At 68.1% G+C, this 24,171-nt stretch carries 24 protein-coding genes; 16 read left to right on the top strand and 8 right to left on the bottom strand.

What is annotated here, in order from left to right:
* The first annotated feature begins 251 nt into the window (after nt 1–251).
* Both thiM and glsA read left to right on the top strand, forming a co-directional pair.
* Nucleotides 252–1,082, top strand: a complete 831-nt coding sequence (gene thiM, locus HQ314_RS06975; protein WP_027504729.1) for a hydroxyethylthiazole kinase — start codon at nt 252–254, stop codon at nt 1,080–1,082.
* Nucleotides 1,079–2,272 (top strand): glutaminase A, encoded by a 1,194-nt coding sequence (gene glsA / locus HQ314_RS06980; RefSeq protein ID WP_222649697.1) that lies wholly within the window; start codon nt 1,079–1,081, stop codon nt 2,270–2,272. The genes thiM and glsA overlap by 4 nt, the downstream gene beginning before the upstream one ends.
* On the opposite strand, the gene HQ314_RS06985 is transcribed toward glsA, so the two are convergent.
* From HQ314_RS06985 to HQ314_RS06995, 3 genes are read right to left on the bottom strand one after another with little or no spacing between them, the layout of a single operon-like run.
* Nucleotides 2,265–3,152 (bottom strand): pseudouridine synthase, encoded by an 888-nt coding sequence (locus HQ314_RS06985; RefSeq protein WP_222649698.1) that lies wholly within the window; start codon nt 3,150–3,152, stop codon nt 2,265–2,267. The genes glsA and HQ314_RS06985 overlap by 8 nt on opposite strands.
* A complete protein-coding gene (locus HQ314_RS06990; protein WP_222649699.1) occupies nt 3,149–3,997 on the bottom strand; it encodes a rhodanese-related sulfurtransferase in 849 nt (282 codons plus the stop codon). The genes HQ314_RS06985 and HQ314_RS06990 overlap by 4 nt, the downstream gene beginning before the upstream one ends.
* A 45-nt stretch (nt 3,998–4,042) precedes the next feature.
* Complete coding sequence (locus HQ314_RS06995) at nt 4,043–5,689, bottom strand: alkaline phosphatase (RefSeq protein ID WP_222649700.1); 1,647 nt, start codon at nt 5,687–5,689, stop codon at nt 4,043–4,045.
* 98 nt (nt 5,690–5,787) lie between these two features.
* On the opposite strand from HQ314_RS06995, the gene HQ314_RS07000 reads away from it, so the two are divergent.
* Both HQ314_RS07000 and HQ314_RS07005 read left to right on the top strand, forming a co-directional pair.
* Complete coding sequence (locus tag HQ314_RS07000; RefSeq protein WP_056441992.1) at nt 5,788–6,816, top strand: NADPH:quinone reductase; 1,029 nt, start codon at nt 5,788–5,790, stop codon at nt 6,814–6,816.
* Nucleotides 6,817–6,882: 66 nt separating this feature from the next.
* Complete coding sequence (locus HQ314_RS07005) at nt 6,883–8,193, top strand: MCE family protein (protein ID WP_056442420.1); 1,311 nt, start codon at nt 6,883–6,885, stop codon at nt 8,191–8,193.
* A 10-nt stretch (nt 8,194–8,203) separates the two neighbouring features.
* Here the strand turns inward: HQ314_RS07005 and HQ314_RS07010 are convergent, their stop codons facing one another.
* The 3 genes from HQ314_RS07010 to HQ314_RS07020 all read right to left on the bottom strand — a co-directional run bounded on the left by HQ314_RS07010 (nt 8,204) and on the right by HQ314_RS07020 (nt 9,838).
* On the bottom strand, nt 8,204–8,671 hold the full coding sequence (locus HQ314_RS07010; protein ID WP_222632966.1) for a phosphoribosyltransferase: 468 nt from the start codon (nt 8,669–8,671) through the stop codon (nt 8,204–8,206).
* 46 nt (nt 8,672–8,717) lie between these two features.
* Entirely contained in the window at nt 8,718–9,269 is a 552-nt protein-coding gene (locus HQ314_RS07015; RefSeq protein ID WP_222649701.1) for a hypothetical protein, read from the bottom strand.
* Between the two features lie 62 nt (nt 9,270–9,331).
* Entirely contained in the window at nt 9,332–9,838 is a 507-nt protein-coding gene (locus tag HQ314_RS07020; RefSeq protein WP_222639451.1) for a DUF664 domain-containing protein, read from the bottom strand.
* Between the two features lie 203 nt (nt 9,839–10,041).
* On the opposite strand from HQ314_RS07020, the gene HQ314_RS07025 reads away from it, so the two are divergent.
* From HQ314_RS07025 to HQ314_RS07070, 10 genes are all read left to right on the top strand, one after another.
* Nucleotides 10,042–10,641, top strand: coding sequence for an alternate-type signal peptide domain-containing protein (locus HQ314_RS07025; RefSeq protein WP_222649703.1), 600 nt, complete (start codon nt 10,042–10,044; stop codon nt 10,639–10,641).
* Between the two features lie 15 nt (nt 10,642–10,656).
* Nucleotides 10,657–11,217, top strand: a complete 561-nt coding sequence (locus HQ314_RS07030) for a hypothetical protein (protein ID WP_308119293.1) — start codon at nt 10,657–10,659, stop codon at nt 11,215–11,217.
* Entirely contained in the window at nt 11,214–11,771 is a 558-nt protein-coding gene (locus HQ314_RS07035; RefSeq protein WP_222649704.1) for a signal peptidase I, read from the top strand. The genes HQ314_RS07030 and HQ314_RS07035 overlap by 4 nt, the downstream gene beginning before the upstream one ends.
* A complete protein-coding gene (locus HQ314_RS07040) occupies nt 11,768–12,331 on the top strand; it encodes a SipW-dependent-type signal peptide-containing protein (RefSeq protein WP_222649705.1) in 564 nt (187 codons plus the stop codon). Before HQ314_RS07035 ends, HQ314_RS07040 begins: the two co-directional genes overlap by 4 nt.
* A complete protein-coding gene (locus HQ314_RS07045) occupies nt 12,328–13,869 on the top strand; it encodes a signal peptidase I (RefSeq protein ID WP_222645545.1) in 1,542 nt (513 codons plus the stop codon). The genes HQ314_RS07040 and HQ314_RS07045 overlap by 4 nt, the downstream gene beginning before the upstream one ends.
* 120 nt (nt 13,870–13,989) lie before the next feature.
* Nucleotides 13,990–14,787: a TspO/MBR family protein gene (locus HQ314_RS07050; RefSeq protein WP_222649706.1), complete on the top strand. Its 798-nt coding sequence runs from the start codon at nt 13,990–13,992 to the stop codon at nt 14,785–14,787.
* Between the two features lie 184 nt (nt 14,788–14,971).
* The gene (locus HQ314_RS07055) at nt 14,972–16,570 is read left to right on the top strand and encodes an aldehyde dehydrogenase (NADP(+)) (protein ID WP_222649707.1); all 1,599 of its coding nucleotides are present in this window, start codon (nt 14,972–14,974) and stop codon (nt 16,568–16,570) included.
* Nucleotides 16,571–16,680: 110 nt separating this feature from the next.
* Nucleotides 16,681–17,634, top strand: coding sequence for a 5-dehydro-4-deoxyglucarate dehydratase (locus tag HQ314_RS07060; RefSeq protein ID WP_222631604.1), 954 nt, complete (start codon nt 16,681–16,683; stop codon nt 17,632–17,634).
* A complete protein-coding gene (locus HQ314_RS07065; protein WP_056441958.1) occupies nt 17,631–18,893 on the top strand; it encodes a glucarate dehydratase family protein in 1,263 nt (420 codons plus the stop codon). Before HQ314_RS07060 ends, HQ314_RS07065 begins: the two co-directional genes overlap by 4 nt.
* Nucleotides 18,894–18,926: 33 nt before the next feature.
* Nucleotides 18,927–19,820 carry a LysR substrate-binding domain-containing protein gene (locus HQ314_RS07070; RefSeq protein ID WP_027504713.1) on the top strand — a complete coding sequence of 298 codons (894 nt, stop codon included), beginning with the start codon at nt 18,927–18,929 and terminating at the stop codon, nt 19,818–19,820.
* A gap of 31 nt (nt 19,821–19,851) precedes the next feature.
* Here the strand turns inward: HQ314_RS07070 and HQ314_RS07075 are convergent, their stop codons facing one another.
* On the bottom strand, nt 19,852–20,238 hold the full coding sequence (locus HQ314_RS07075; RefSeq protein WP_222649708.1) for a universal stress protein: 387 nt from the start codon (nt 20,236–20,238) through the stop codon (nt 19,852–19,854).
* The gene (locus HQ314_RS07080) at nt 20,235–21,254 is read right to left on the bottom strand and encodes a 2-hydroxyacid dehydrogenase (RefSeq protein ID WP_222649709.1); all 1,020 of its coding nucleotides are present in this window, start codon (nt 21,252–21,254) and stop codon (nt 20,235–20,237) included. Before HQ314_RS07080 ends, HQ314_RS07075 begins: the two co-directional genes overlap by 4 nt.
* A gap of 370 nt (nt 21,255–21,624) precedes the next feature.
* Between HQ314_RS07080 and HQ314_RS07085 the strand changes: the two genes are divergently transcribed.
* Nucleotides 21,625–23,172 (top strand): ABC transporter substrate-binding protein, encoded by a 1,548-nt coding sequence (locus tag HQ314_RS07085; RefSeq protein ID WP_222631613.1) that lies wholly within the window; start codon nt 21,625–21,627, stop codon nt 23,170–23,172.
* 72 nt (nt 23,173–23,244) lie between these two features.
* On the top strand, nt 23,245–24,171 hold the full coding sequence (locus HQ314_RS07090; RefSeq protein WP_027504709.1) for an ABC transporter permease: 927 nt from the start codon (nt 23,245–23,247) through the stop codon (nt 24,169–24,171).

Below are 24,171 nucleotides of genomic sequence, written 5' to 3' on the forward strand. Positions count from 1 at the left end.
GTTGCTCCCTACAGCTGATACTTCGAGTTTCACACCGTGTGAAACCCGGGCCGGCACTGAACGTGACGAACTCCGAGTTTCCTCAGAAAGACGCACACGCTCGCAACTACAAGTTCCCAGCGAGCGTGCATGAACACGAACACACAAAAACTACGACCTGTCAGCTGCGATAAGGCTACAACACACCGGGGACCATGCGCCACCGGTACCGCGTGAGGTGACGCGAAGCACCGAGCGGGTATACCCGTCTCATGACCGACCCGACGACCTCCGTGGCCGACGCGCTCGTCGCGCTGCGTGACCGCGCGCCCCTCGTCCACGCCGTGACCAATTACGTCACAGCGGGTTTCACCGCGAACGTGCTCCTCGCCGCCGGTGCCAGTGCGGCCATGGTGGACAACGAGGACGAGGCGGCGCTGTTCGCCGGGGTGGCCGACGCGGTGCTGATCAACCTCGGCACGCCCCAGCCGCAGCTGCGTGAGGTGTACCTGGCCACCGCGGCGGCCGCCGCGGCTGCGGGCACCCCGTGGGTGCTGGACCCCATCGCTGCCGGTGGACTGCCGTGGCGCGGTGCACTCGCCCGCGACCTTCTCGAGCACCGACCCGCAGCCGTGCGGGGAAACGCTTCCGAGATCATCGGTCTCCACCGCCTGACCGGACTCGACACCGACGAGCGGAACGGGTCCGGACGCGGCGTGGACAGCTCGGACGATCCGGCGGACGCCGCCGACGCCGCACGTGGCCTGCTCGCCTACTCGACAGCGGTGTCCGCGAGTGGGGCGATCGACCACATCGCCCACGAGGGCGGACTCGCGACGGTGCACGGCGGCAGCGTCCTCATGACGAAGGTGACCGGAACCGGGTGTTCGCTCGGAGCTCTCGTCGCCGCGTACTGCGCCGCGGTCGACGACCACGGAGTCGCGACGATCGCGGCCCACACGCACGCGACGGTCGCCGCCGACATCGCGGCCGAGACCGCCACCGCGCCCGGCTCGTTCGCGGTCGCCTACCTGGACGCACTGCACGCCGTCACTCCCGACGACATCCTCCGGCGCGCGCACGTCGAGTGGCTGCCACGGTGACGTCACCGATCACCGACTACCTGGAGGCCGTGCTGCGCGACTGCCGGGACTCGGACGGCGGCGAGGTCCTCACGGGCAACCGCATCCTCTCGGAGGCCGACCCCGACGTGTTCTCGGTCGCCGTCGTCACCGTCGAGGGCACGGTCTACTGCGCCGGCGACGTGGACTCGTCCTTCTCGATCCAGTCCATCTCCAAGGCACTCACCTACGCCCTCGCGCTGGCCGACCGTGGGCTCGACGCCGTGCACCGCAAGATCGACGTCGAGCCGTCGGGCGACGCGTTCAACGAGATCTCGCTCGAACGCGACACCGGCCGCCCGCGCAACGCGCTCATCAATGCCGGTGCCATCGCGGCACACTCGTTGGTCGAGGGGCGTGACGTCGAGCATCGCGTCGACCGGATCCTCGCGCTGCACTCCGCGTTCGTCGGCCGCGACCTCTCGATCGACGACGACGTGTTCGACGCCGAGATGGAGTCGAGCGACCGGAACCTGGCGCTCGCCCACATGCTCGCCTCGGTGAAGGTCCTCGAGTGCGATGCACACGAGGTCGTCACCGGGTACGCCAGGCAGTGCAGCATCGACGTCACCACACCCGATCTCGCGATGCTCGCCGCGACGATGGCGAACGGCGGTGTCCATCCCGAGAGCGGCGAGCGGGTGGCGACGTCCGCCGTCGTGCGACAGGTGCTCTCGACCATGACCACGTGCGGGATGTACGACGGCACGGGCGACTGGATCGCGAACGTCGGCATTCCCGCGAAGAGCGGTGTGTCCGGCGCGATCATCGGGGTGCTGCCCGGTCAGCTCGGGATCGCCGTCCACTCCCCACGACTCGACGACCGGGGCAACAGCGTGCGCGGGGTCGAGGTGTTCGAGCGACTGTCGCGGGACATGGATCTGCACATGATGGACATCGCCCCGTCCGGTCACTCCGCGGTGCGCCGGGCCCGTGAGGAGGACGGCCGCACGGTGTACGAGCTGCAGGGCGACATCCGGTTCGCCGGCGCGGAGAACATCATGAGCCGCGTCCTGGCCGACCTTCCGGACGAGCCGACACGCATTGGCTTCGAGCTCGAGCCCGCCCGAGCGGTCAACGGAGCTGCGGTACGGCTGCTCGGTGAGCTGATCGAGCGACTGCGCGGCGACGGCCACGACGTCGAGGTGGACGACCCCAACGGGCTCATGTAGCGGAGAGTTCTCTCCGTGAGCTGAAGGTGCGGGGGTCGCCGGTGAGCGGATCGGTGAAGCTCAACCGGCGCGCGAGCAACTGCAGGGGTGTCGAGAAGTCGTCGGGCGCCACGGACGTGAACGTCGGGTAGTACGGGTCGCCGTGGATCGGGATGCCGAGCGAGGAGAGATGCAGGCGCAGCTGATGCGTCTTGCCCGTGCGAGGGAAGAGCCGGTAGCGCGCCGCGTCGCCCACCCTCTCGATGATCTCCACCCGTGTCTCGCTGTTCGGCTCACCCGGTTCCTCGTGCGCGGTCATGACGCCGTGTTCCTTGACGATCCGGCTCTCGACACTGCGCGGGAAGGTGAGGCCGGAGTCGAATCCGGCGACGGCCTCGTACTCCTTGTCCACGCTCCCGTCGACGAAGAGGTCCTGATACGCCCGGCGGAATCGGACTGCTCTGGTGAACATCAGGACTCCCGCGGTGGCGCGGTCGAGCCGATGGGCCGGCGTGATGTCCGGTTCGTCGAAGAGCCGCCGCAGCCGCACCGTCGCGGTCTCGGTGATGTGACGCCCGCGCGGGATGGTCGCGAGGAAGTGGGGCTTGTCGACGACGACGATCGCGTCGTCGACGTGCAGGATCTCCATCTCGAAGGGAACCGGCACCTCGGGCTCCGGGATCCGGTGGAAGTGCACGACGGCACCGGCGCGATAGGCCGTGTCCTCGCTGTACGGGCGGCCGCGCTCGTCGACCACCTCCCCCGCCGCCATCGTCGCCCGCCACGCGTCGCCGGGCAGCACGCTCTCCAGATATTCGAGCGTGGTCGCCGGATGCTCGCCGTGGGGCAACCGATGCCGCAGCGGTGCGAGGCCGTCCCGGAACGGCAACGGCACGGTCACGTGGGGACGCACTCGGTACAGACCAGAGCCAACCCACGACCGTGGCCGTCGTCCGTGTCGAGGTACCGCGAGGTGGGAACACCGCAGCGTGAACAGGTTCCGATGACGGCCGGGTGGTCGGAGAACGAGACGGTGCCGCGCTGATCGAACACGTACAGCGACCCGGACCAGAGCCCGTCGTCCCCGTACCGCTCGCCGTACCGCACGATGCCGCCGTCCAGCTGGTAGACCTCCTCGAAGCCGCGCGAGCGCATCAAGGAGGACAACACCTCACATCGCACGCCCCCGGTGCAGTAGGTGACGACGGGCTTCGACTTCAGATGGTCGAACACCCCGGAATCCAACTGCGCCAGGAACTCTCGCGTGTTCTCGACGTCCGGAACCACAGCGCCGTCGAAACGTCCGATCGCGGCCTCGAAGGCATTGCGGCCGTCGAGGAAGACGACGTCGTCCCCCCGCTCGGCCACCAGGTCGTGCACCTCCTCGGGTGCGAGGTGCCGGCCACCTCCCACGACGCCGTCCGCGGTCACGTGGAGTTCGTCCGGTACTCCGAAGGTCACGATCTCTGGACGCACCCGGACGCTGAGCTTGGGGAAGTCGTCGCCGCGGCCGTCCGACCACTTCACGTCCGCGGCCGCGAACGGCGCGTACTCACGAGTGCCGCGGACGTACTTCTTGACCGCGCGGACGTCGCCGCCCACCGTCGCGTTGATGCCGTGCGGGGAGACGATGATCCGGCCGGTGAGCCCGTGTGCGGACGCCAGGGTGTGCTGCCACAGCCGGACCGCCTCGGGGTCCGGAAGCGGCGTGAACACGTAGAACAGCACGATCTTGGGCGTCGACACGGAGGAACAGTCTAGATTCCCCGAGCCGGGGGTACGTCAGGGCAGTCAGGGAGCCAGGCGCGGAGCCGGAGCCACCGTCTGCGTGCCCGACCCGACGCGGAAACCCGCACCGAAGTAGGCCGTCGACGCGGGATCCTCCTTGGCGGTGACGTACCAGTGATCCATCTGCGCGCCCGACGGCGTCACCTCGAAGACACCGAACCCGTGCGTGTCGAGGTCGACGTACTTGACGTGGTGGTTCAAGGCCTTGAACGCCTCCTCCGCCACCCGTCCTACCGTGTGCTCCGGGACCTTCAGGAAGTCGTCGATATTCGCCGAGGTGACCGACGTGACCACCAGCTCGGTCGCCACCGTTCCCGCCGCCGGGTACGCCGCGGCGTCGACCGGGATGTCGCACGCCCACGAGGAGTGGATGTCGCCGGTGATGAACACGGTGTTGTCGACTCCCGCGGTACGGATCGCGTCGAGCAGCCTACGACGGTCGGCCGTGTACCCGTCCCACGGATCGGCGTTGTAGGACACGCCGGCGGCCGGCAGCCCCAGCAGCTGGGTGACACCTCGCGCCGCCTCGGGGTCCAGCGGCGGAATCAGAGTCGGCGTGATCATCACCGGGTTGCCGATGATGCGCCACTGCGTGGGCGACGACGTCAGACCTGCCGTCAGCCACGCCATCTGGTCGGCGCCGGTGATGGTGCGATCCGGCGAGTCCACCACCGGGCCCTGGAACGGCAGCACTTGCTTCGAACGGTAGGTGCGGAGATCGAGCATCGACAGCTCCATCAGCGTCCCGAACCGCAGTCGGCGGTACAGGTGCCGGTTGTTCGCGGTTCCCGCAGCGCGCACGGGCATCCACTCGTAGTAGGCCTGAACCGAGTTGGCCTTGCGCGAGGCCCAGTCCCCCTCGGTGTCCGGCTGATGGTTCTCGGCGCCCGTGGCGTAGGCGTCGTTCGCCGACTCGTGGTCGTCCCACGTGCAGATCCACGGAACACCTCGGTGAGCGGCCTGGAGATCCGGATCGGACTTGTACTGGGCGTGCCGGATTCGGTAGTCGGCGAGGGAGACGATCTCGTGCACTGGATCGTGCACTCGCACGACGCCGTTCTTGCCCTCGAACCCGCCCGTCTCGTACTCGTAGATGTAGTCGCCCAGATGGATGATCGCATCGAGATCCTGGCGGGCGGCGAGATGGCGATACGCGGAGAAGTACCCCGACTCCCAATTGGCGCACGACACGACGCCGAATCGCAGGCGCGCGACGTCGGCCTCGGCGGCAGGGGCAGTACGGGTGGTGGCCACCGTCGACGACTCGCCCGCCGCCGTGAACCGGTAGTGATAGGTCGTCGCCGGGCTCAGACCGGTGACGTCGACCTTCACCGTGTGGTCGGTGTCTGCAGAGGTGACGACGCTGCCCGAGCGCACCACGTCGGTCAGCGCGGCGTCGCGCGCCAGCTCCCACGTGACGGTGGTGGCCGGTCCACGGCCGGACCCCGGCGTCGCGTCGGGGGTCGGCGTGACGCGGGTCCACAGCAGGATCGCATCCTCGAGTGGGTCGCCCGAGGCGACGCCGTGTCGGAAGACGGACGACGACTGCGCCGCCGCGGTCCGCGCGGTGAGGGTCGCCGCGGCGCCCACCCCTGCGGCGAGGGAGGTGGTCCGGAGGAAGCCGCGGCGGTTCAGAGAAGTCTCGTGCACGCCCGTGAGTCCATGCCATGGGGGCCGATCGGTCAAGTGAACGTTCGAGCGGCGCCCTCTCAGGAACAGGACCCCCCGGTCGAATCGTTGCCCCACACATGAAGGCAATCGTCTACACCGAGACCGGTGCACCCTCCGTCCTGACCGCAGTCGACCGCGACATCGTGGAGCCCGGCGTCGGCGAGGTGCGGGTGCGCCTCGTCGTCGCGGGGGTCAATCCCACCGACTGGAAGTCGCGGACGGGCGCGGGTCCGGGGCAGAAGCCCGCGTTCGACGAGGTGGTTCCGGGCCAGGACGGGGCCGGTGTCGTCGACGCGGTCGGCCCGGAGGTCGAGGGCATCGCCACCGGTGACCGGGTGTGGCTGCTGCTCGCCCAGCACGAGCGCCCCACCGGAACCGCCCAGGAGTTCACCGTCGTCCCGGCGGATCGCGTGGTCCGGCTGCCCGAGAACGCCGACTTCGACCTCGGCGCCTCGCTCGGCGTCCCGGCGGTGACCGCCCATCGCGCGCTCACCGTGTCCGAGGACGGACCGTCCCGTCTCCATCCGGGCGCACTGGACGGCAAGACCGTCCTGGTCGCCGGCGGTGCAGGTGCGGTCGGCCACGCCGCGATCCAACTGGCCCGCTGGGCCGGCGCCACCGTCATCACGACGGTGAGCGGCCCGGAGAAGGCAGGTCTGGCCACCGCAGCCCGTGCGCACCACATCGTCAACTACAAGTCCGGCGACGCTGTGGCTCGCATCCGCGAACTGGCTCCGCACGGTGTGGACATCATCGTCGAGGTGGCTCCCGCCCAGAACGCGGAGCTCGATGCCGCCGTCGCCGCACCCCGCGCGTCGGTCGCGATCTACGCGAACAACGGCGGCGACGCGGTCTCCATCGACATCCGCCCGAGCATGGTCGGCAACATTCGCTACCAGTTCGTGCTGCTGTACACCGTGGGAACCGCCGCTCTCGAGGCCGCGAAGCACGACGTGACCGAGGCTGTTCGGGCCGGTGCACTCCCGGTCGGTGAGTCGCACGGGCTGCCGCTGCACCGCTTCTCTCTCGGTGCCACGGCCGACGCTCATGCCGCCGTCGAGTCCGGGGTGACCGGAAAGGTGCTCATCGACATCAGCGCCCCGTGATCCTTTCGTGTCAACGGTCGAGAGGCCATTGACAAATGGTGTGATCGCGGTCACCATTCCCGGATGATGGTGCGCCGCCTGGCCGGTCTCGCGTTCTTTCTGGCCGTGGTGGCCTTCGTCGGCTTCACCACCGCGGTGTACGCCCGGACATTCGAGTCCGTGGTGACGGTGGAACTGCGCACCGATTCGGTGGGAAACGCGCTGCCACCCGACGCCGACGTCAAGGTGCGGGGAGTCATCGTCGGCCAAGTGCGATCGTCGACCACGGAGAACGGTGTCGTGATCTCCCGCATCGCGCTCGAGGAGGACTCGGCACCGATGATTCCGGCGTCCGTGACGGCGCGCCTGTTGCCCAAGACGCTGTTCGGCGAGCGCTACGTCGCACTTCAGATTCCGCGAGGAGGAACGGGCACTCCCATCGCGGAGGGCGACGTCATCGAGCAGGACACGAGCGGCAACGCCATCGAGGTCGGCCAATTACTGGACAGCCTGCTGCCCTTGCTCGACGCCATTCCCCCGGACAAGCTGGCCACCACTCTGGGCGCGCTGTCGCAGGCCCTCGACGGGCGGGGCGAGGCACTGGGTCGCACACTCGACCGACTCGACGAGATCGTCACCGGCCTCAGCCGTGAGCTGCCGGCGCTGCAGCAGGATCTCGTCGACTTCGCCGCCCTGACGGAGACCTACTCCACCGCGGCTCCCGATCTGCTCGACGCACTCGACAATCTCACCGTCACGGGCAACACGCTCGTCGAGCGACGTCCCGCCGTCGACACGCTTCTGACGTCGGCGACCGCATCGTCCGGCAGCACCGCGGACCTGCTCGCGGCGAACGCCGAGTCGATCATCACCATCGCCGACGGCAGCAGAGAGACGTTGGAGTTGCTCGCCGAGTTCTCCCCCACGTTCGGGTGCATGCTGCCCAAGTTCGCGGGCCTGATCGGGGAGGCGAGACGCATTCTGGGAGTGGGTGATCCGTACCCCGGTGCGCGCGCCACCATCAATTTCGTCAACCCGCGCGGCGGCTACCTCCCCAACCAGGACGAACCGCGCCTCTTCGACGACAGGCCGGCCGCCTGCTATCAGGACGTCACCGCACCCGGACGGTTCTTCCCGCAGTACCCGGGCAGTGGACTCAACGACGGGTCGTACCAGGTGCCCTCACGCAATCCCGGCCCACAGGACATCGAGTACGCGTCGCTCCCACAGCAGTCACCCGTTCCAGCCGACGCGTCGTACGCCGGATCGGACGCCGAGCGAGACACGCTGGCCGTCATCTACGGACAGGGCAGCGGCGTCGAGCCCACCGCGGTCCCGTCCTGGACGACGCTGATCGGCGCACCCGCACTCCGCGGCGCCGAGGTGGCGATCCGCTGACGGCAGCAGGTCAATTCCGTTCGATGACCGGCTCCGAGGACCACGGGAACTCGATCCACAGATCGGTCTCCCGCCACGAGAAGTCCGGCGTGATGATGGTGCGGGGCTTGGTGTAGACGACGGCGGACTTCACCTCTGCCGCATGCTCTTTCAGTAAGCCCACGACCAGCGCGAGAGTGCGCCCGGAGTCGGCGACGTCGTCCACGACGAGCAGCTTCTTCCCCACGAGTGCGTCGGTGTCGAGCAACGGCGCGAGCACCACCGGATCCGGCAGTGTCTCCTCGACGTCGGTGTAGAACTCGACATTGAGCGTGCCGGCGGCCTTCACACCCATCGCGTAAGCCAGAGCCCCGGCCGGGATGAGTCCGCCGCGTGCGATCGCGATGACGATGTCCGGCCGGAAGCCACTGTCCACGACGGTGCGTGTGAGCTCACGCGACGCCGTGCCGAACAGGTCCCACGTCAGTGTCTCGCGCATGGGGACTCACGTTACCCGCGCCGGTGCTTCCGGATCGGACGAGCGATCACGGCCACTCGATGGTCTCCGCGGCGGCGATGTCGTCGACGACCATGGTCACCACGGCCTCGATCGGTGATCCGATGCGGGCGAGGAGCACGTCCGTGACCGCCGCCGACGCACGGATAGCAGGCGCCGCGGCCATTCTCGCCACGACCACCTGGCCGTCGTCTCGACGGTCGTCGGGGTCCTGATTCTCGTCCTCGGCGCTCGACCCGCTCGTCCGACGCTCCGGTTCCGGATGGACCCCCAGGGTGCCGAGCACCACGGCCACGACGTCGGACGGATCCGACCCGGTGTCCTTTGCGGCCGCCTCGCGGACGACGGCGCCCACGTCGTCACCGTCGAGGCCGTCGGGATGAGCAGCCTCGAGGAGCATCCGCAGGATCGCGGCGTAGACGTCCTCGACGCGAACACCGTTCTGCGAGGCCAGTTCCGACACAGCATCGTCGACCGCGTCGGCATCGGGCTCTCGCAGCGCCGCGGAGAGTCGGACGATGCCGTCGGCGACATCGCGTGCGGACGCCGGCCAACGCAGCGGCCAGGTGGTGGTGGTCATCGTTCGGGTCCTCTCGTGCCGAGTGCCGTCACGATGTCACGGCCGTCCGACACGGGGCTCTCTCACCGCCGCTCGACGACTCCACGGATGAAGGCCGCCTGGCCGATGTGCTGTAGATCGTCGGACACGACACTGACGAGGCGGACGGCCAGCGTGACCGGCGGATCCCAGTTCTCGTCGATCACCCGGTCGAGGTCTTCTGCCGTGAGGGTGTCGAGGTACTCGACGGTGCGCGCATGAACGGCATCGACGTATCCGGCGAGGATCTCAGCGTCGACGTCGACCTTGCCCACGTCCTCCGTCGACTGCCCGTACCCGATGGCGTCGTCGTCGAACGGAAGTGCGAAGCGGGCGTTCCATCCGTCCGCGGTGTAGACCTGCTCGCTGCCCGCCACACCCGCGACGTGATCGTCCTGCACCCGCGCGAGATGCCACACCAGCCAGGCGATGGTGTTGGCCTCCGGATCGATGCGGTAGGTCAGCGCCTCCCGATCCAGGCCGTCGAGCGTCGTGTGCACGGTCTCCTTGATGCGGTCGTACGCGTCGATGAGCACGCCTCTGTGGTCCACGGGTGGTCTCCTCAGTGTCGAGTCGGTCGAGGTTCCCATGGTGGCACCGGTCCATCCCGGTCAGCGCATCAGCATCTCAAACCTCTCGAAAACAATTTATCGGACTTTTTTGCCACGGACGTTAACGAAATGGTTCACCCGGCCGAAACAATGGCAGACACCATCGCATCTGGCCCTGACGGGCCGCAGTTCACGCCACGATCGTGGCTGAACCAAACGCCCTCACCGGCCAATCGAAAGCGATTCTGATGAACAAGGCAACAAAGGGCGCGCTGGCCGCTGTGGCGGCAATCGTTCTGCTCCTGGGCGGCATGGGCAGCTTCGCGCTCTGGAACAGCGAAGCAACGACGAATGGCGGGACGGTCACCGCCGGCGACCTCAAGATCACCGCCAACGCCGCCGCAGGGCTGTGGGAGCAGACGACCTCGGACGTCAAACCCGCAGGACCGATCCCGAACATCGCCACCTACCTCGTGGTTCCGGGTGATGTGGTCACCTACACGAAGACGTACGACATCGAGGCCAGCGGTAACAACCTTCTCGCCGACCTCAGCGTAGATCTCAACACCATCACGGGAACCGGCAACCTCAAGGAGAACATGGTCATCACCGTTTCCGGCACCTCCGGTGCGACCGCGTTGCCCAGCACCGGCTCGGCCGTCCGTATCGCCTCCAGCGATCAGACCGTCACTGTCAAGGTCACCTTCAGTTTCCCGAGCTCGGTGTCGGGTCTGACGGCTCAGAACGGAACAGTCAATCTGTCCGCGTTCGCCGTGAAGCTGCAGCAATCCCGCACCCCCTGATCCCTGATCGTCGCGGTGAAACACATCAGATATGTCGTGGCCGCAGCCGCGTCCGTCGCTGTGGTGGTCCTCGGATCCACCCAGACGACGGGCGCGCTGTGGCGTAACGATGCCGTCACCAACGGCGGAACGATTCGCGCCGGCACACTCGACATCAAGGTCGGTGCGTCCGGAGCGGAAGTGGACGCCTACGAGTTGGCCGCTCTGGGTGGAACGAATTTGGGCCCGGATGCCTTCTCTCAGGCACCGCTGACGGTCAGGAACGCGGGGAACATCGCCATGAGGTATCGACTCCAGAGCGCCGCAGCCACTGCTCCGCTCGCGTCGTCGATGACTGTCGTCGCATCCAAGGTCGCTTCTGTTGCGTCATGTCCGGCTGCAGCTGCACCCAGCGGAACCGTCGAGACGCTCTACACGGGACCACTGTCGACCGCGCAGGGTCCTGCGTCACCCGCCTTCCGCACACTCGCGGCAGGTGCATCAGAGGTCTTGTGCCTCCGCGTGGCACTCACCGCGACTCCGCCTTCGAGGGCGTCGTCGAAGGTGACCTTCACCTTCCTCGCGGAGCAGGGATGAGCCGTCACCGCTCGGCCCGCGACCTGGGTCTGCGGTGGTGGGTCGGCCGAATCCTCTCGTACACAGCACTGTTCGGCGCTCTGGCAATTCTCGCCGCGACGGTGGTCGTGCCACGAATCGCGGGAGCGGTGCCGTACACGATTCTCACGAGCTCCATGGAGCCGACCTACCCACCCGGCACCCTCATCGTCGTGCGCGAGGTACGACCCACCGACCTCGGAATCGGCGTGCCCGTGACCTATCAGCTCGAGTCCGGCCGTCCCGAAGTGGTCACGCACCGGATCGTCTCCGTTCTCGAGTCTGCGGACGGGGGCACCCGATACATCACCCGAGGCGACAACAACAACGCCGACGATGCACCCATCGAGTTCGGTCAGATCAGGGGAGCAGTGTGGTATTCCGTGCCGTTTCTCGGCCATGTGAATACATGGATCAACGGTGAGCAGCGCCGAATCTCCGTGCTGGTGATCTCGGGCTTTTTGTTCCTCTATGCCGTGGTGATGTTCGGCGGCGCTTTCCGCGGCCGCCGCGCCGAGAAGGAGTCGTCCTCATGACGCACCCACCGGTCCGACCTCCGGGCCGCATGTCCAGCGCGCGACTTCGCGCTCTCCTGTCCCTCGGGATAGTGATGGGCCTCGGGAGCGTCGGCACCATGGCGGCGTGGTCCGACACGGCGACGGCGACTTCCGGCCTGTTCACCACCGGTTACGTCGATCTCAAGCTCGACGGCGTCGATGATCAGCCCGCGAAATTCACACAAGACGTGAAAGCGACGGACATGATTCCCGGCACGACCGTCACCACGCCTCTCATCGTGTCGAACGCCGGAACGGTGCCGTACCTGTACTCGGCCAAGGTACGGGCGAGTACACCGGGAATCGCGAATGTTCTCAGAGTGGCCATCGCTAGTGGCTCCTGCCCGGGGACCGAAATAGGCTCCACGACAACATTGTCGAATACATCGGACTCCACCCTCTTCCCCGCCAGGGGACCTGTAGCGGCGTCCGGATCGGATCCGCTCTGCGTGGCGGTGTCCATCCCCGCCTCCGCCATTCTTCCGCTCAACCCGGTCTCCGGAACCGTGACCCTCACGTTCGACGCGATGTCCGCATGAGCGGCCACCACCGACAGCCGGAAAAACGAGAGCACAGCGTCATTCGGGAGCTGGCGCTCACCGTCGGCGCTGCGCTGGGTGTCCTCTGCATGACGGCAGCCGTCGCAGCCGCGCTGTTCTCGATCACCCCGCTGGTGTTCCAGTCCGGATCCATGTCCCCCGCGATCGACACCGGTGCGCTCGCCTTGGCTCGCACCGTGCCCGCCACCGACGTTCGTGCCGGCGACATCGTGACCGTGGAGCGTGAGGACGGTTCACGTCTTACGCACCGGGTCGACGATATTCAAGGTTCCACCTCGGACTCGGTCACGATGATCCTCAAGGGCGACGCCAACGATTTCCCCGACTCGAATCCCTACACGGTGACCGAGGTCGATCGAGTATTCGCTCACGTCGGAACACTTGGGTGGGCTGTGGCCTGGCTGTCGAGCCCGACAGCGATAGTCGCCGGCGGCCTGCTCGTAGGGCTCCTCGTCCTCATCGCGTGGAAACCAAGTGCCACGGCGCCGGCGCAGACCGCATCTCCGTCGTCAGGATCGGCGACAGTCATGGTCAGCGTCTTCACTGTCGCTCTGTTGGCACTGTCGGTCACCGGCGCGCCTGCCGCCCACGCAGCACTCGCCCCGGACTCGGGAACTGCTGTGTCCGGCACACTGACCACGAGGGCGGGGGTTGCCGCACCTGGATCGTTGGCCTGCGCCAACAAGCAGGGCGGGGCTCTCAACCTGATCTCCATGGTCACTCTGAGCTGGGCGCCCTCAGGAACCGGCGCCACCTATACGTATGTCCTGCGGAAGTCGGGGAGCGCCGACATAGCGAAGTCGGCGTCACCGACGACGACGGCGAGCGGGCGCGTGTCGTTCGACCTCGACAATGGGGCCCTGATCAACCTCGCTCCACTCACCGGGGTCTACACCGTCTTCGTCACCGCGACGATAGGCGGCGTCACGTCGGCGCCCAGCAATTCGCTTACTGTCACCATGAACCCGGGCTTGGCGGGCATCGCCGCGAGCGCCCGCTGCGGGGGCACTGCCGCTCAGTCCGCGCGAGTCGCAGCGCCTCCGGCCACGTCGACAGAATCGATCAATCCGTCGGCCACACCGACATCCACCGCACCGACCGTGACCACCTCAGCGGCGACGACCACAACCCCGTCGGTCACGTCCGCGGCTCCGACGACGACGTCCACCGCCACGACCACCACGACCGCCACACCCACGACGACCAGTGCGCCAGCGGCGCCCGTCGATCTCGTCGGACCGCGTACATCACCGTCAGGCGCGTTCACCGCACGTGTCCTGGAGGACACGTCCGGCGCGGTCCTGACCGTCAGCGATTCGACGGGATCGACCCTCCATCGGGGTCAGGCACCGCCCTCGTCCGGCGGCTATCTCGTGGTATGGGCCGACGACGACTCGTTGTGGTTCCGGGACTCCGCTGGACTGCGAAGGCTGGCGGCCGACAACAGCTGGTCTGCCATGACAGTGCCGGACGATGACGCCTCCGTCCCAGCCGAGGTCCGATCCGTACTCGGGTGAGTCGAATCGGGAACTGCGTGGACGTGCTCGCTATTGATAGCTCCGGGGAACGAAGTGTTTCAGTTTCTGAACTTCCGGGAAACCGTGTGCCGACCTGATCCGTCGGCTCGAAGGACTCCCATGACCCATGACACGGCCACACCTCGGCAGCACACCGAGCCCGCATCGTCAGGCTCGGTTCTCCTGGTCGTCGTCAGCGCGATCGTCGCCCTGGTCGGAGGATTCCTCGGTTCGGGCGCTGTGGTCGGCACTCCCATCGCCGAGGCGGCGGATGGTGCCCTCAGCGCGACCGCCACCCTCGTTGCGCCGGCGGGGCCCGCGTTCTCCATCTGGTCGGTCATCTACCTCGGACTGATCGCCTACGCCGTCTGGCAGGCACTGCCCGCCCAGCGCCGGTCCGAGCGGCAACGAGCACTCCGCGTACCCATCGCCGTGACGATGCTACTCAATGCCGCGTGGATCACCGTGGTGCAGTTCGGGCAGGTACTGCTGAGCGTCGTCGTGATCGTCGCGCTGCTCGCGAGCCTGGCGTTCGTGTTCGCGCGGCTGATCGCGGCTCCGCGGACCACCGCCGTCGACACGGTGATCACCGACGGGACGATGGGCCTCTACCTCGGGTGGGTGGCGATCGCGACGGTCGCGAACGTCAGCGCATGGCTCGCGTCGACGGGCGTCGAGTCGGCGGCCACCCTGTGGGCCGTTCTCGTTCTCGTCGTCGCGGCGCTCGTCGGACTGTTCCTGGCCACCGTCTCCGCCGGACGGATCGCGCCCGCACTGTCTCTCGCGTGGGGACTCGGGTGGGTCGCGCAGGGGCGCCTGTCCGGCGAGGTCCTGAACACCACCGTCGGGTGGACCGCCGCGACGGCGGCAGTCGTCGTTCTCGTGGGCACGGTCGCCGTGCGAGTGCGCTCCCGCTGACGTTCCGTGTTCCCGCGGCCGCTGCAACCACCACGGGAACACACAACGCCCGCGGGAACCGAGGCGTCACCCCTGTCGATACCGACAGTGCATCGCTGCAGTGCAATTTTGACTTGGACTTGTATGACACGGCGCCTTAGCGTCGTGTGTACAACCACGCACTGCGAGAAGGGCTGATGCACTGATGACTGCAACGGTGACGACGACCGCTCCTCTGACCGGGGAACTGATCATCGCCGGGTCCACCGTCCCCGGCACCGGCACGACCGTCCACGGCATCGATCCGTCCACCGGCGCGGATCTAGAGCCCGCCTACCGGCACGGCACGATGGCCGACGTCGACGCGGCCTGCGCGGCGGCGGACGAGGCCTTCGACGCCTACCGCTCCACCACGTCCGAGGCGCGCGCCGACTTCCTCGACGCCATCGCCGACAACATCGAGGCGCTGGGCGAGACGCTCATCGAGCGCGCGGTGGCCGAGTCCGGCCTGCCCGTCGGTCGGATCACCGGTGAGGTCGGCCGCACCAGCGGACAGCTCCGCCTGTTCGCCTCGGTGCTCCGCGAGGGCAGCTGGAACGGTGCCCGCATCGACCCCGCACAGCCGGATCGCGTACCCCTTCCCCGCGCCGACATCCGCCAGCGCAAGGTCTCACTCGGACCGGTGGTCGTGTTCGGCGCCAGCAACTTCCCGCTCGCCTTCTCCGTCGGCGGCGGCGACACCGCATCGGCACTCGCCGCCGGATGCCCCGTCATCGTCAAGGCCCACGACGCCCACCCGGGTACGTCCGAGTACGTCGGCCGCGCGATCACCGAGGCCGCCGCGTCGACCGGCATGCCGGCGGGAGTGTTCTCGCTCGTCTACGGCGACGGCCGCACCATCGGCACCGCTCTGGTCACCGACCCGCGCGTCAAGGCCGTCGGCTTCACCGGATCCCGTTCCGGCGGCACCGCTCTGGTACGCGCCGCAGCCGGTCGACCGGAACCGATCCCGGTGTACGCCGAGATGAGCTCCATCAACCCGGTGTTCCTGTTCCCGCACGCCCTCGAGACGCGGGCCGCAGATCTGGGCCGAGCCTTCGTCGCCTCCCTGACGCTCGGCTCCGGACAGTTCTGCACCAATCCCGGCCTCGTCATCGCGCAGGACGGACCGGAACTCGACGCCTTCGTCGCGGCCGCTGCGGACGCCGTCGCGGCCAGCACCCCGACCACCATGCTGACGCCGAACATCGCCGACAGCTACGGCAAGGGTGTCGACGCGCTGAGCGCCGCCGCAGACGAGGTCGCCCGCGGCACCGTCACCGACGCACCCAACGCCGGCCGCGCGGCACTCTTCAGCACCGACGCCGCGACGTTCCTGGACCGAGACGTGTTGCAGGCCGAAGTGTTCGGCGCATCCGCGCTCGTCGTCCGCTGCACCTCGGCCGAGCAGGTCGCCGCCGTGGCCCGCGCTCTCGAAGGTCAGCTCACCGCGACGATCCACGCCGACGCCGCCGATCACGCCGACGCCGGACGCCTGCTCCGCGTCCTCGAGCTGAAGGCCGGACGCATCCTCTTCGACGGGTGGCCCACGGGCGTCGAGGTGGGCCACGCGATGGTCCACGGCGGCCCTTACCCGGCGACGTCCGACTCACGCTCGACATCGGTCGGCTCGCTCGCCATCGAGCGGTTCCTGCGCCCTGTCGCGTACCAGGACGTTCCCGCCGCGTTGCTCCCCAGCGCCATCGCCGACGGCAACCCCGACGGCATCTGGCGGCGTGTCGACGGCCAACTCTCCCGCGACTGACCCCGCCACTCACCTTCCTGCACCACCCCGGCCGGCCTCCGGCCTTCCCGCACCACCCCGGCCGGCCTCCGGCCTTCCCGCACCACCCCCCTCGTACACCAGGAGATCTCATGCTCGACGGCGTCCTCTTCTTCCCTGTCACCCCCTTCACCGACTCCGGCGAGGTGGACCACGCACTTCTCGCCGAGCACATCGCGAAGGGTGTCGACGCGGGCCCCGGCGGTGTCTTCATCGCCTGCGGCACCGGTGAGTTCCACGCTCTCGAGGCCGTCGAGTTCGGCGAGATCGTCGCCACCGCGGTGCGTACCGTCGCCGGCCGCGTCCCGGTCTACGCGGGCGCGGGTGGTTCGGTGGCCCAGGCGAAGATCTTCGCCCGATCCGCTCGTGACAACGGTGCCGACGGCATCCTGCTGCTCCCGCCCTACCTGGTGACCATGCCGCAGGCCGGCCTGGTCGAGTACACCCGCGAGGTCACCTCCGTCACCGACCTGCCGGTGATCGTCTACAACCGCGGCAACGCGCGCTACGACGAGGCGTCCGCCGTCGAGGTCGCCCACTTCCCCACCGTCGTCGGATTCAAGGACGGTACAGGCGATCTGGATCGCGTCTCGCGTATCGTGCGTGCGGTCGAGGACTCCCTGGCGCCCACCGGCAAGGCGTTCCAGTTCTTCAACGGACTGCCCACGGCCGAGGTCTCGCAGCAGGCCTACCGCGCCATCGGCGTCACGCTCTACTCGTCGGCCACGTTCGCCTTCGCCCCGGAGCTGGCCCTGGCGTTCTACACCTCGCTCGAGAACGACGACGTCACGCTCACCGACGCCCTGCTGCGCGAGTTCTTCCACCCACTCGTGCGTCTGCGCGACTCGGTACCCGGCTACGCCGTCTCCCTGATCAAGGCGGGCGTCACGCTCGAAGGTGTTGCCGCCGGCCCCGTTCGGGCACCGCTGATCGACGCCGCCCCCGCGGACGTGGAGGCGCTCACCGCGATCATCGCGGCCGGCCGCGCCGTGCTCGCCGACTCCCTCGCAGCCGACTCGGTCACCAAGGAGGCCGTGCACTCGTGAGCGCCCGGATCACCTCCGTCACCGTCACCCCCGTCGCCTTCGCCGACCCGCCGCTGCTCAACACCGTCGGAGTCCATCAGCCGTTCGCTCTGCGCGCGATCGTGCAGATCCGGACCGACGACGGCGCCGTGGGTCTGGGCGAGACCTACGCCGACACCGCGCATCTCGTTCGCCTGAACGCTGCTGCCGAGGCCATGGTCGGGGTGGACGTCTTCGCACTCCACACGCTGCGCGCCGTCGTGGACGAGTGCCTGGGTGGCCTGACGGTGACGGGTGGTGACGGGGTGGCCGGCATGATCACGACGGCCAGCACCACCGATCGGGTGTTCTCGCCGTTCGAGGTGGCGTGCCTCGACATCCAGGGCAAGATCCTCGGGCGGCCCGTCTCCGATCTTCTCGGTGGCCTGGTGCGCACGGCCGTACCGTTCAGTGCCTATCTCTTCTACAAGTGGGCCGGGCACCCCGGCTCCGCGGACGACGAGTGGGGTGCCGCGCTCGATCCCGAGGGCATCGTCGCGCAGGCCCGACGGATGATCGACCGGTACGGCTTCGGCGCGATCAAGCTCAAGGGCGGGGTGTTCCCACCCGAGCAGGAGATCGCCGCGATGCACGCGCTGCGCGAGGCGTTTCCCGATCTCCCACTGCGGCTGGATCCCAACGCGGCGTGGACCGTCGACACGTCCCTCGAGGTCGCGTCGGCCCTGACCGGTGTCGTCGAGTATCTCGAGGACCCCACACCGGGCCTGGACGGAATGTCGGAGGTGGCCCGCAAGGCCGCCATGCCGCTGGCGACCAACATGTGTGTCGTGGCGTTCGATCAGCTCGAGCCGTCGGTCCGACGCGACTCGGTCGGGGTCGTGCTGTCCGATCACCACTACTGGGGTGGACTGCAACGCTCACGGCTGCTCGCCGGCATCTGCGACACCTTCGGACTCGGCCTGTCGATGCACTCGAACTCCCATCTCGGCATCTCGCTCGCCGCGATGGTGCACCTCGCCGGCGCCACGCCGAATCTCACGTACGCCTGCGACACACACTGGCCGTGGAAGACCGAGGACGTCGTGGTCCCGGGCGTTCTGCGCATCGAGAACGGCGCCGTCGCGGTACCCACGGGACCGGGGCTGGGCGTCGAACTCGACGAGGACGCGCTGGCGAGGCTGCACCAGCAGTACCTCGACTGCGGGATCAGGGACCGTGACGACACCGGCTACCGGCAGAGTCTCGAACCCGACTTCGTCAACTCCTCGCCGCGATGGTGACCGGCCGTTCACACGGTCGGCTATCTTGAGCCGATGTTCTCGCTCTCGCGCCTGACGTGCTTCATCGCCGTCGCGGAAGAGCTGCACTTCGGCCGAGCCGCAGAGCGGCTCCACATGACCCAGCCCCCGCTCAGCAGGCAGATCCAGCAGCTCGAGAGTGAACTGGGCGTGCAGCTGATCGATCGGACGTCACGCTCGGTGACCCTCACGGCCGCCGGCGTGGCGTTCCTGCCCGACGCCCGCCGGATAGTCCGCTTGGCCGAGAGCGCCGCACTGACCGTCAAGCGTGTCCCCGCCGGTGATCTGGGCACCGTCGTCATCGGCTTCACCGCGGCGTCCGCGCACGCCGTCCTGCCTCGGCTGCTCTCGGACGTGCGCGCGGCTCTGCCGGACGTCGAACTGGTGCTGCGGGAGATGGTGTCGTCGATTCAGATCGACGCCCTGGCGAGCGGAGAACTTGATCTCGGTCTGGTCCGTCCCACCGTCACGCGACCGGGAATTCTGACGCGGCCCATCCACCGCGAGGCACTCGTCGCTGCGCTTCCCGAGGGGCACGAACTCCTCGACGTGGAGCGTCTGAGCGTGACGCACTTCGACGATCAACCCGTGATCATGTACTCGCCGGTGGATGCCCGCTACTTCCACGAGCTCCTCATCAGCACCTTCACCGTCGCCGGGGTCACGCCTCGATACGTGCAGTACGTGACGCAGGTGCACACCATGTTGATGCTCGTGAGCTCCGGCCTGGGCTGCGCACTGGTGCCGGCCTCGGCACGCACGATGCACACCGAGGGTGTCGTGTTCCGCGAGATCCGTTCCAGCACCGAGGAACCCGTGCGACTGAACGCCGCGTGGCGTCACGACGCCGCCAACCCCGCCCTGCACCGTGTGCTGACGGACGTGAAGGCCGTGACCTCACTGCAGTGAGATCACGGCCGGCGGCTGCTGCGTCCGCGAACTAGTGCGCGACCTCGACCGGCGGCTTGACGGCCACGACCGGGCAGTGTGCGTCGAGCAGGACACGCTGAGACAGGCTGCCGAGCAACAGCTTTCCGACGGGTGAGCGGCGACGCACGCCGATGACGAGGAGCTCGACGTCCGGCTCGTAGGACATGTCGACGAGGTTGTCGGCGTGCGAGCGGCCGGGTACCGGCTCCGCCACCCGTGCCGCCACGCCGTCGGCGCCGGAGTCGCTGCGGGCAGCCATGATCAGCTCGTCGACCGCACTGCGATCACCGTCGACCACGACGGTGACGTCGGTACCGCGCATCTGGGCCTCGCGGAACGCGAACGGCAGTGCGTTGCGATCCTCGACGGTGTCCGCGTATCCCACGACGACGCTCATCGGGTCTCCTTCTGATCGGGCTGGAAGACCGGCGTCACGAGCGTGCCGTCGGCGAGGAACGAGTTCAGGTTCTCGAGGGTGAGTGCTTCCATCGCGGCGCGAGTCTGCACCGTGGCACTTCCGACGTGGGGAAGCAGCACCACGGTGTCGAGGGCGCGAAGCGCGTCCGGCACCTCGGGTTCGTGGGCGAAGACGTCGAGCCCGGCGCCGGCCAACCGTCCGCTCTGCAGCGCCTCGACGAGGGCGTCCTCGTCCACGACGCTGCCGCGAGCCACGTTGATCAGAAAGCCGTCCGGCCCCAGTGCGTCCAGCGTCTCCCTGTCGACGAGCTGCTGCGTCTCCGGTCCGCCGGCTGCGGCCACGACCAGAACGTCCACTGCCGCAGCGAGTTCCCGCGGAGACGAGTGGTACCGGTACGGACTCGACTCGACGACGTTGCGGTTGTGGTAGTCGATGGTGCAGCCGAAGGCCTCGAGGCGGTGCGCGATGGCGCCGCCGATGCGCCCGAGACCGAGAATGCCGACCCGAGATCCGCTGACCTGCCGCGCCAACGGCGGCATGGGCTTGGTGGTCCACTCGCCCGCGCGCACGTAGCGGTCGGCGGCGGAGAGGCCGCGGAGGGTGTCGATGAGCAGCCCGAGGGCGGTGTCGGCGACGGCGTCGGTGAGGACGTCCGGCGTGTTGCTGACACCGATCCCGCGGCGGCGGGCCTCCTCGGCATCGGTGCCGTCGTACCCGACTCCGAAGTGGACGATCGCGCGCAGCGCGGGCAGGCGGTCCATGAGGTCCGCCTTGACGCCGACACGGCCGGACGTCACGACGGCGACGATCTCGTCGGCGTGCCGGCCGAGCACTTCGTCGCGATCGTCGTCCGGCAGCACCAGCGCGCCGCCGGCCTCGAGTGTCTCCATGAGCGAAGGCTTGAGTCCGCCGACCCGGAGAACGCGCGAAAATCGCTGCGCCTCATCGGGACTCGATGCCGATCCGTTCGAGCTCGGCGTTCCACCGTCGGTCATGCCGCCTCCTTCACCGTGCGACGGCCACCGGGAGCGACGGCCATCGTCTGCGGTGATCGTATGTCGGCCGACGAATACCGGTCCAACACGCAATTAGCATGGATCCATACTCTTCCGGTATTGATATCGTGTCTTCTCGTGACGCAGCAGGTCAGAGCCTCGGCAGTGTGATGCGGACCGCTCGACGCCGTCACGGCGAGCCCGAAATCGGCCCCGAACTGCGATTTCCCGGCCGACCGTCTGTTGACGGTCACTCCCCCCACTCCTACCGTGTGTCTACCGTCACAGGCGGTCCATCGGCTCCACTCGGCGTGCGTCGTCAGCCCCGACACCTCGCACCCGGTGAAGCCCCCTCAGCTTGGAGGAATCCATGAGATCCACCCGCGCCACATCCCTGGTGTCGGTGATCGCCGCGTCCGCACTCCTCACCGGATGCACCGTCGCGAACTCGGACAGCGGAGACGCCGCGAGTCCCGACACCGTCCGGATCGTGCTGCCGCAGGAACCACCGACCCTGGAGCCGTGCGATGTCTCGCTGACGGCCATCGGCGTGGTCACGCGGTCCAACATCACCGAACCCATGATCGAGCGTGACCCCACCACGGGTGACCTCGAACCGAAGCTCGCCACGTCGTGGGAGCGCACGTCGGACACCGAGTGGACGATCCGCCTGCGCGACGACGTCACCTTCAGCGACGGCACACCGTTCGACGCCGAGGACGCCGCTGTGTCGGTCGATCGCGCCGTGAACTCCGATCTGGCCTGCAACGTCGAGGGATACGTCTTCGGCGACGACGACCTCACCGTCCGCGCCGTGGATCCGACGACGTTGACCGTCGCCTCGCCGACTCCCGATCCGATTCTGCCGCTTCGGCTCTCGTTCATCGAGATGGTCAAGAGCGAGGTCGGTAGCGCCGAGCGGACCCGCGAGCCGATCGGTACCGGCCCGTACCGCATCGACTCGTGGGACTACGGCCAGCGACTCTCCCTGGTGCGCAACGACACCTACTGGGGCGACGCACCGGAATTCACGCGGGCCGTCTACCAGTGGCGTACCGAGGGCAGCGTCCGCGCCGCCATGGTCACCAACGGCGAGGCGGACATCGCGACCGGCCTCGGCCCCGAGGACGGAGCCGGCGACCTCGGTGTCGCCTTCCCGAACAACGAGACCACCGCCTTGCGGATGCAGGCCACCACACCGCCACTCGACGATCAGCGCGTGCGCGAGGCGATCAACTACGCCATCAACCGCGCGGGCATCGTCAAGGCTCTGTTCCGCGGAATGGGAGCGCCCGCTGCGCAACTCATCGCGGACGGCGTCGTCGGCTACAACGACGAGCTCACCCCGTGGCCGTACGACATGGAGAAGGGCAAGGCCCTCATCGACGAGGCTCGCGCCGACGGTGTTCCCGTCGACACCGAGATCCGCCTCATCGGCCGCACCGGGCAGTTCCCGAAGATCAACGAGACCGTCGAGGTCATCCAGAACGCGCTGGCCGGCATCGGCCTGAACGTGAAGATCGAGATGAAGGACACGGCGGCCACCGCCGAGTTCCAGGAACGGCCGTTCCCGAACGTCGGGCCCTACCTGCTGGTGATCCAGCACGGCAATCAGGCCGGCGACGCCGCGTTCACGATGGATCAGTACATGCGCAGCGACGGCTTCCAGAGCTCCTACGGCACAACCGACTTCGACGAGGGAATCGACGAGGCCGAATCGCTGACCGACGAGGAGCGACAGACCGCGTTCGCCGATCTCTTCGCCCGTGAACCCGAGGAGATCACGCAGATGGCGTACATCGCGCACATGAACGGTGTGTTGGCCAAGGACCCGCGCATCGACTACACCCCCGATTCCGCCACCGTCGACGAGATGCGACTGGCCGAGATGACCCGGAGTTCCGATGCGACCGACTGATCACGACCGCGACCAGCAGCCCACCTCGATCGAGAGGCCGACCAGCCCCTCCTCCGGAAGGGAGTGACCGCCATGTTCGCCTTTCTGCGACGCCGCGTCTACACCAGCCTCGTCCCACTTCTGGTCGTCCTCATCGGCGTCTTCTTCCTCGCTCGTCTGACCGGTGATCCGACCAGCCTCTACCTTCCCGAGTCGGCGACACCCGCCCAGCGCGAGGCGTTCGCCGCCCAGAACGGCTTCGACCAGTCCGTGTGGACACAGATGGCCGACTACTTCGGCGGCGTGCTGCACCTCGACTTCGGTGAGTCGCTCCGGACGGGCGAAGCCGCGTCCACCATGGCGTTGCGCGCCTTCCCCGCCACCCTGCAGCTCGCGTTCGTCACGATGCTCCTCGCCGTGATCGGTTCGATCGTCATCGGCTGCTGGGCCGCCTACCGTCCCAACTCTCTCGCCGACCGGTTCTCGAGCCTGCTGTCCATGACGGCCGCGAGCATCCCCGACTTCTGGTTCGCCATCACCGGCGTCTGGATCTTCGCCGTGGTGCTCGGTGTCCTGCCGACCTCCGGCACCGGGGGCGCCGTCGCATGGGTGCTCCCCATCGCGACACTGCTCATCCGTCCGCTCGGCGTGCTCACCCAGGTGGTCCGCGGTGCGATGGTCTCCGCCCTGTCCGCCCCGTACGTCCGCCTCGCTCGCAGCAAGGGTGCCGGCGACCTGCGCGTCGTCACCCACCATGCGCTGCGCAACGCCGCGGCACCCGCGCTGACCGTCGCCGGCGACCTCACCGTCGGCCTGGTGAACGGCGCCGTCGTGGTCGAAGCCATCTTCGGGTGGCCCGGCATCGGCAAGTTGATGATCGACGCGATCCTGCAGCGCGACTTCGCCGTCCTCCAAGCAGCCGTCCTCCTGACGGCCGTGAGCATCTTCGTTCTGAACATCGTGATCGACGCGTGCTACGCGCTGCTCGACGCACGGGTTCGCGACAAGGCCAAGGTCTGA

It is taken from the genome of Rhodococcus sp. BP-332 (assembly GCF_019836065.1).
Classification (GTDB): Bacteria; Actinomycetota; Actinomycetes; order Mycobacteriales; family Mycobacteriaceae; genus Rhodococcoides.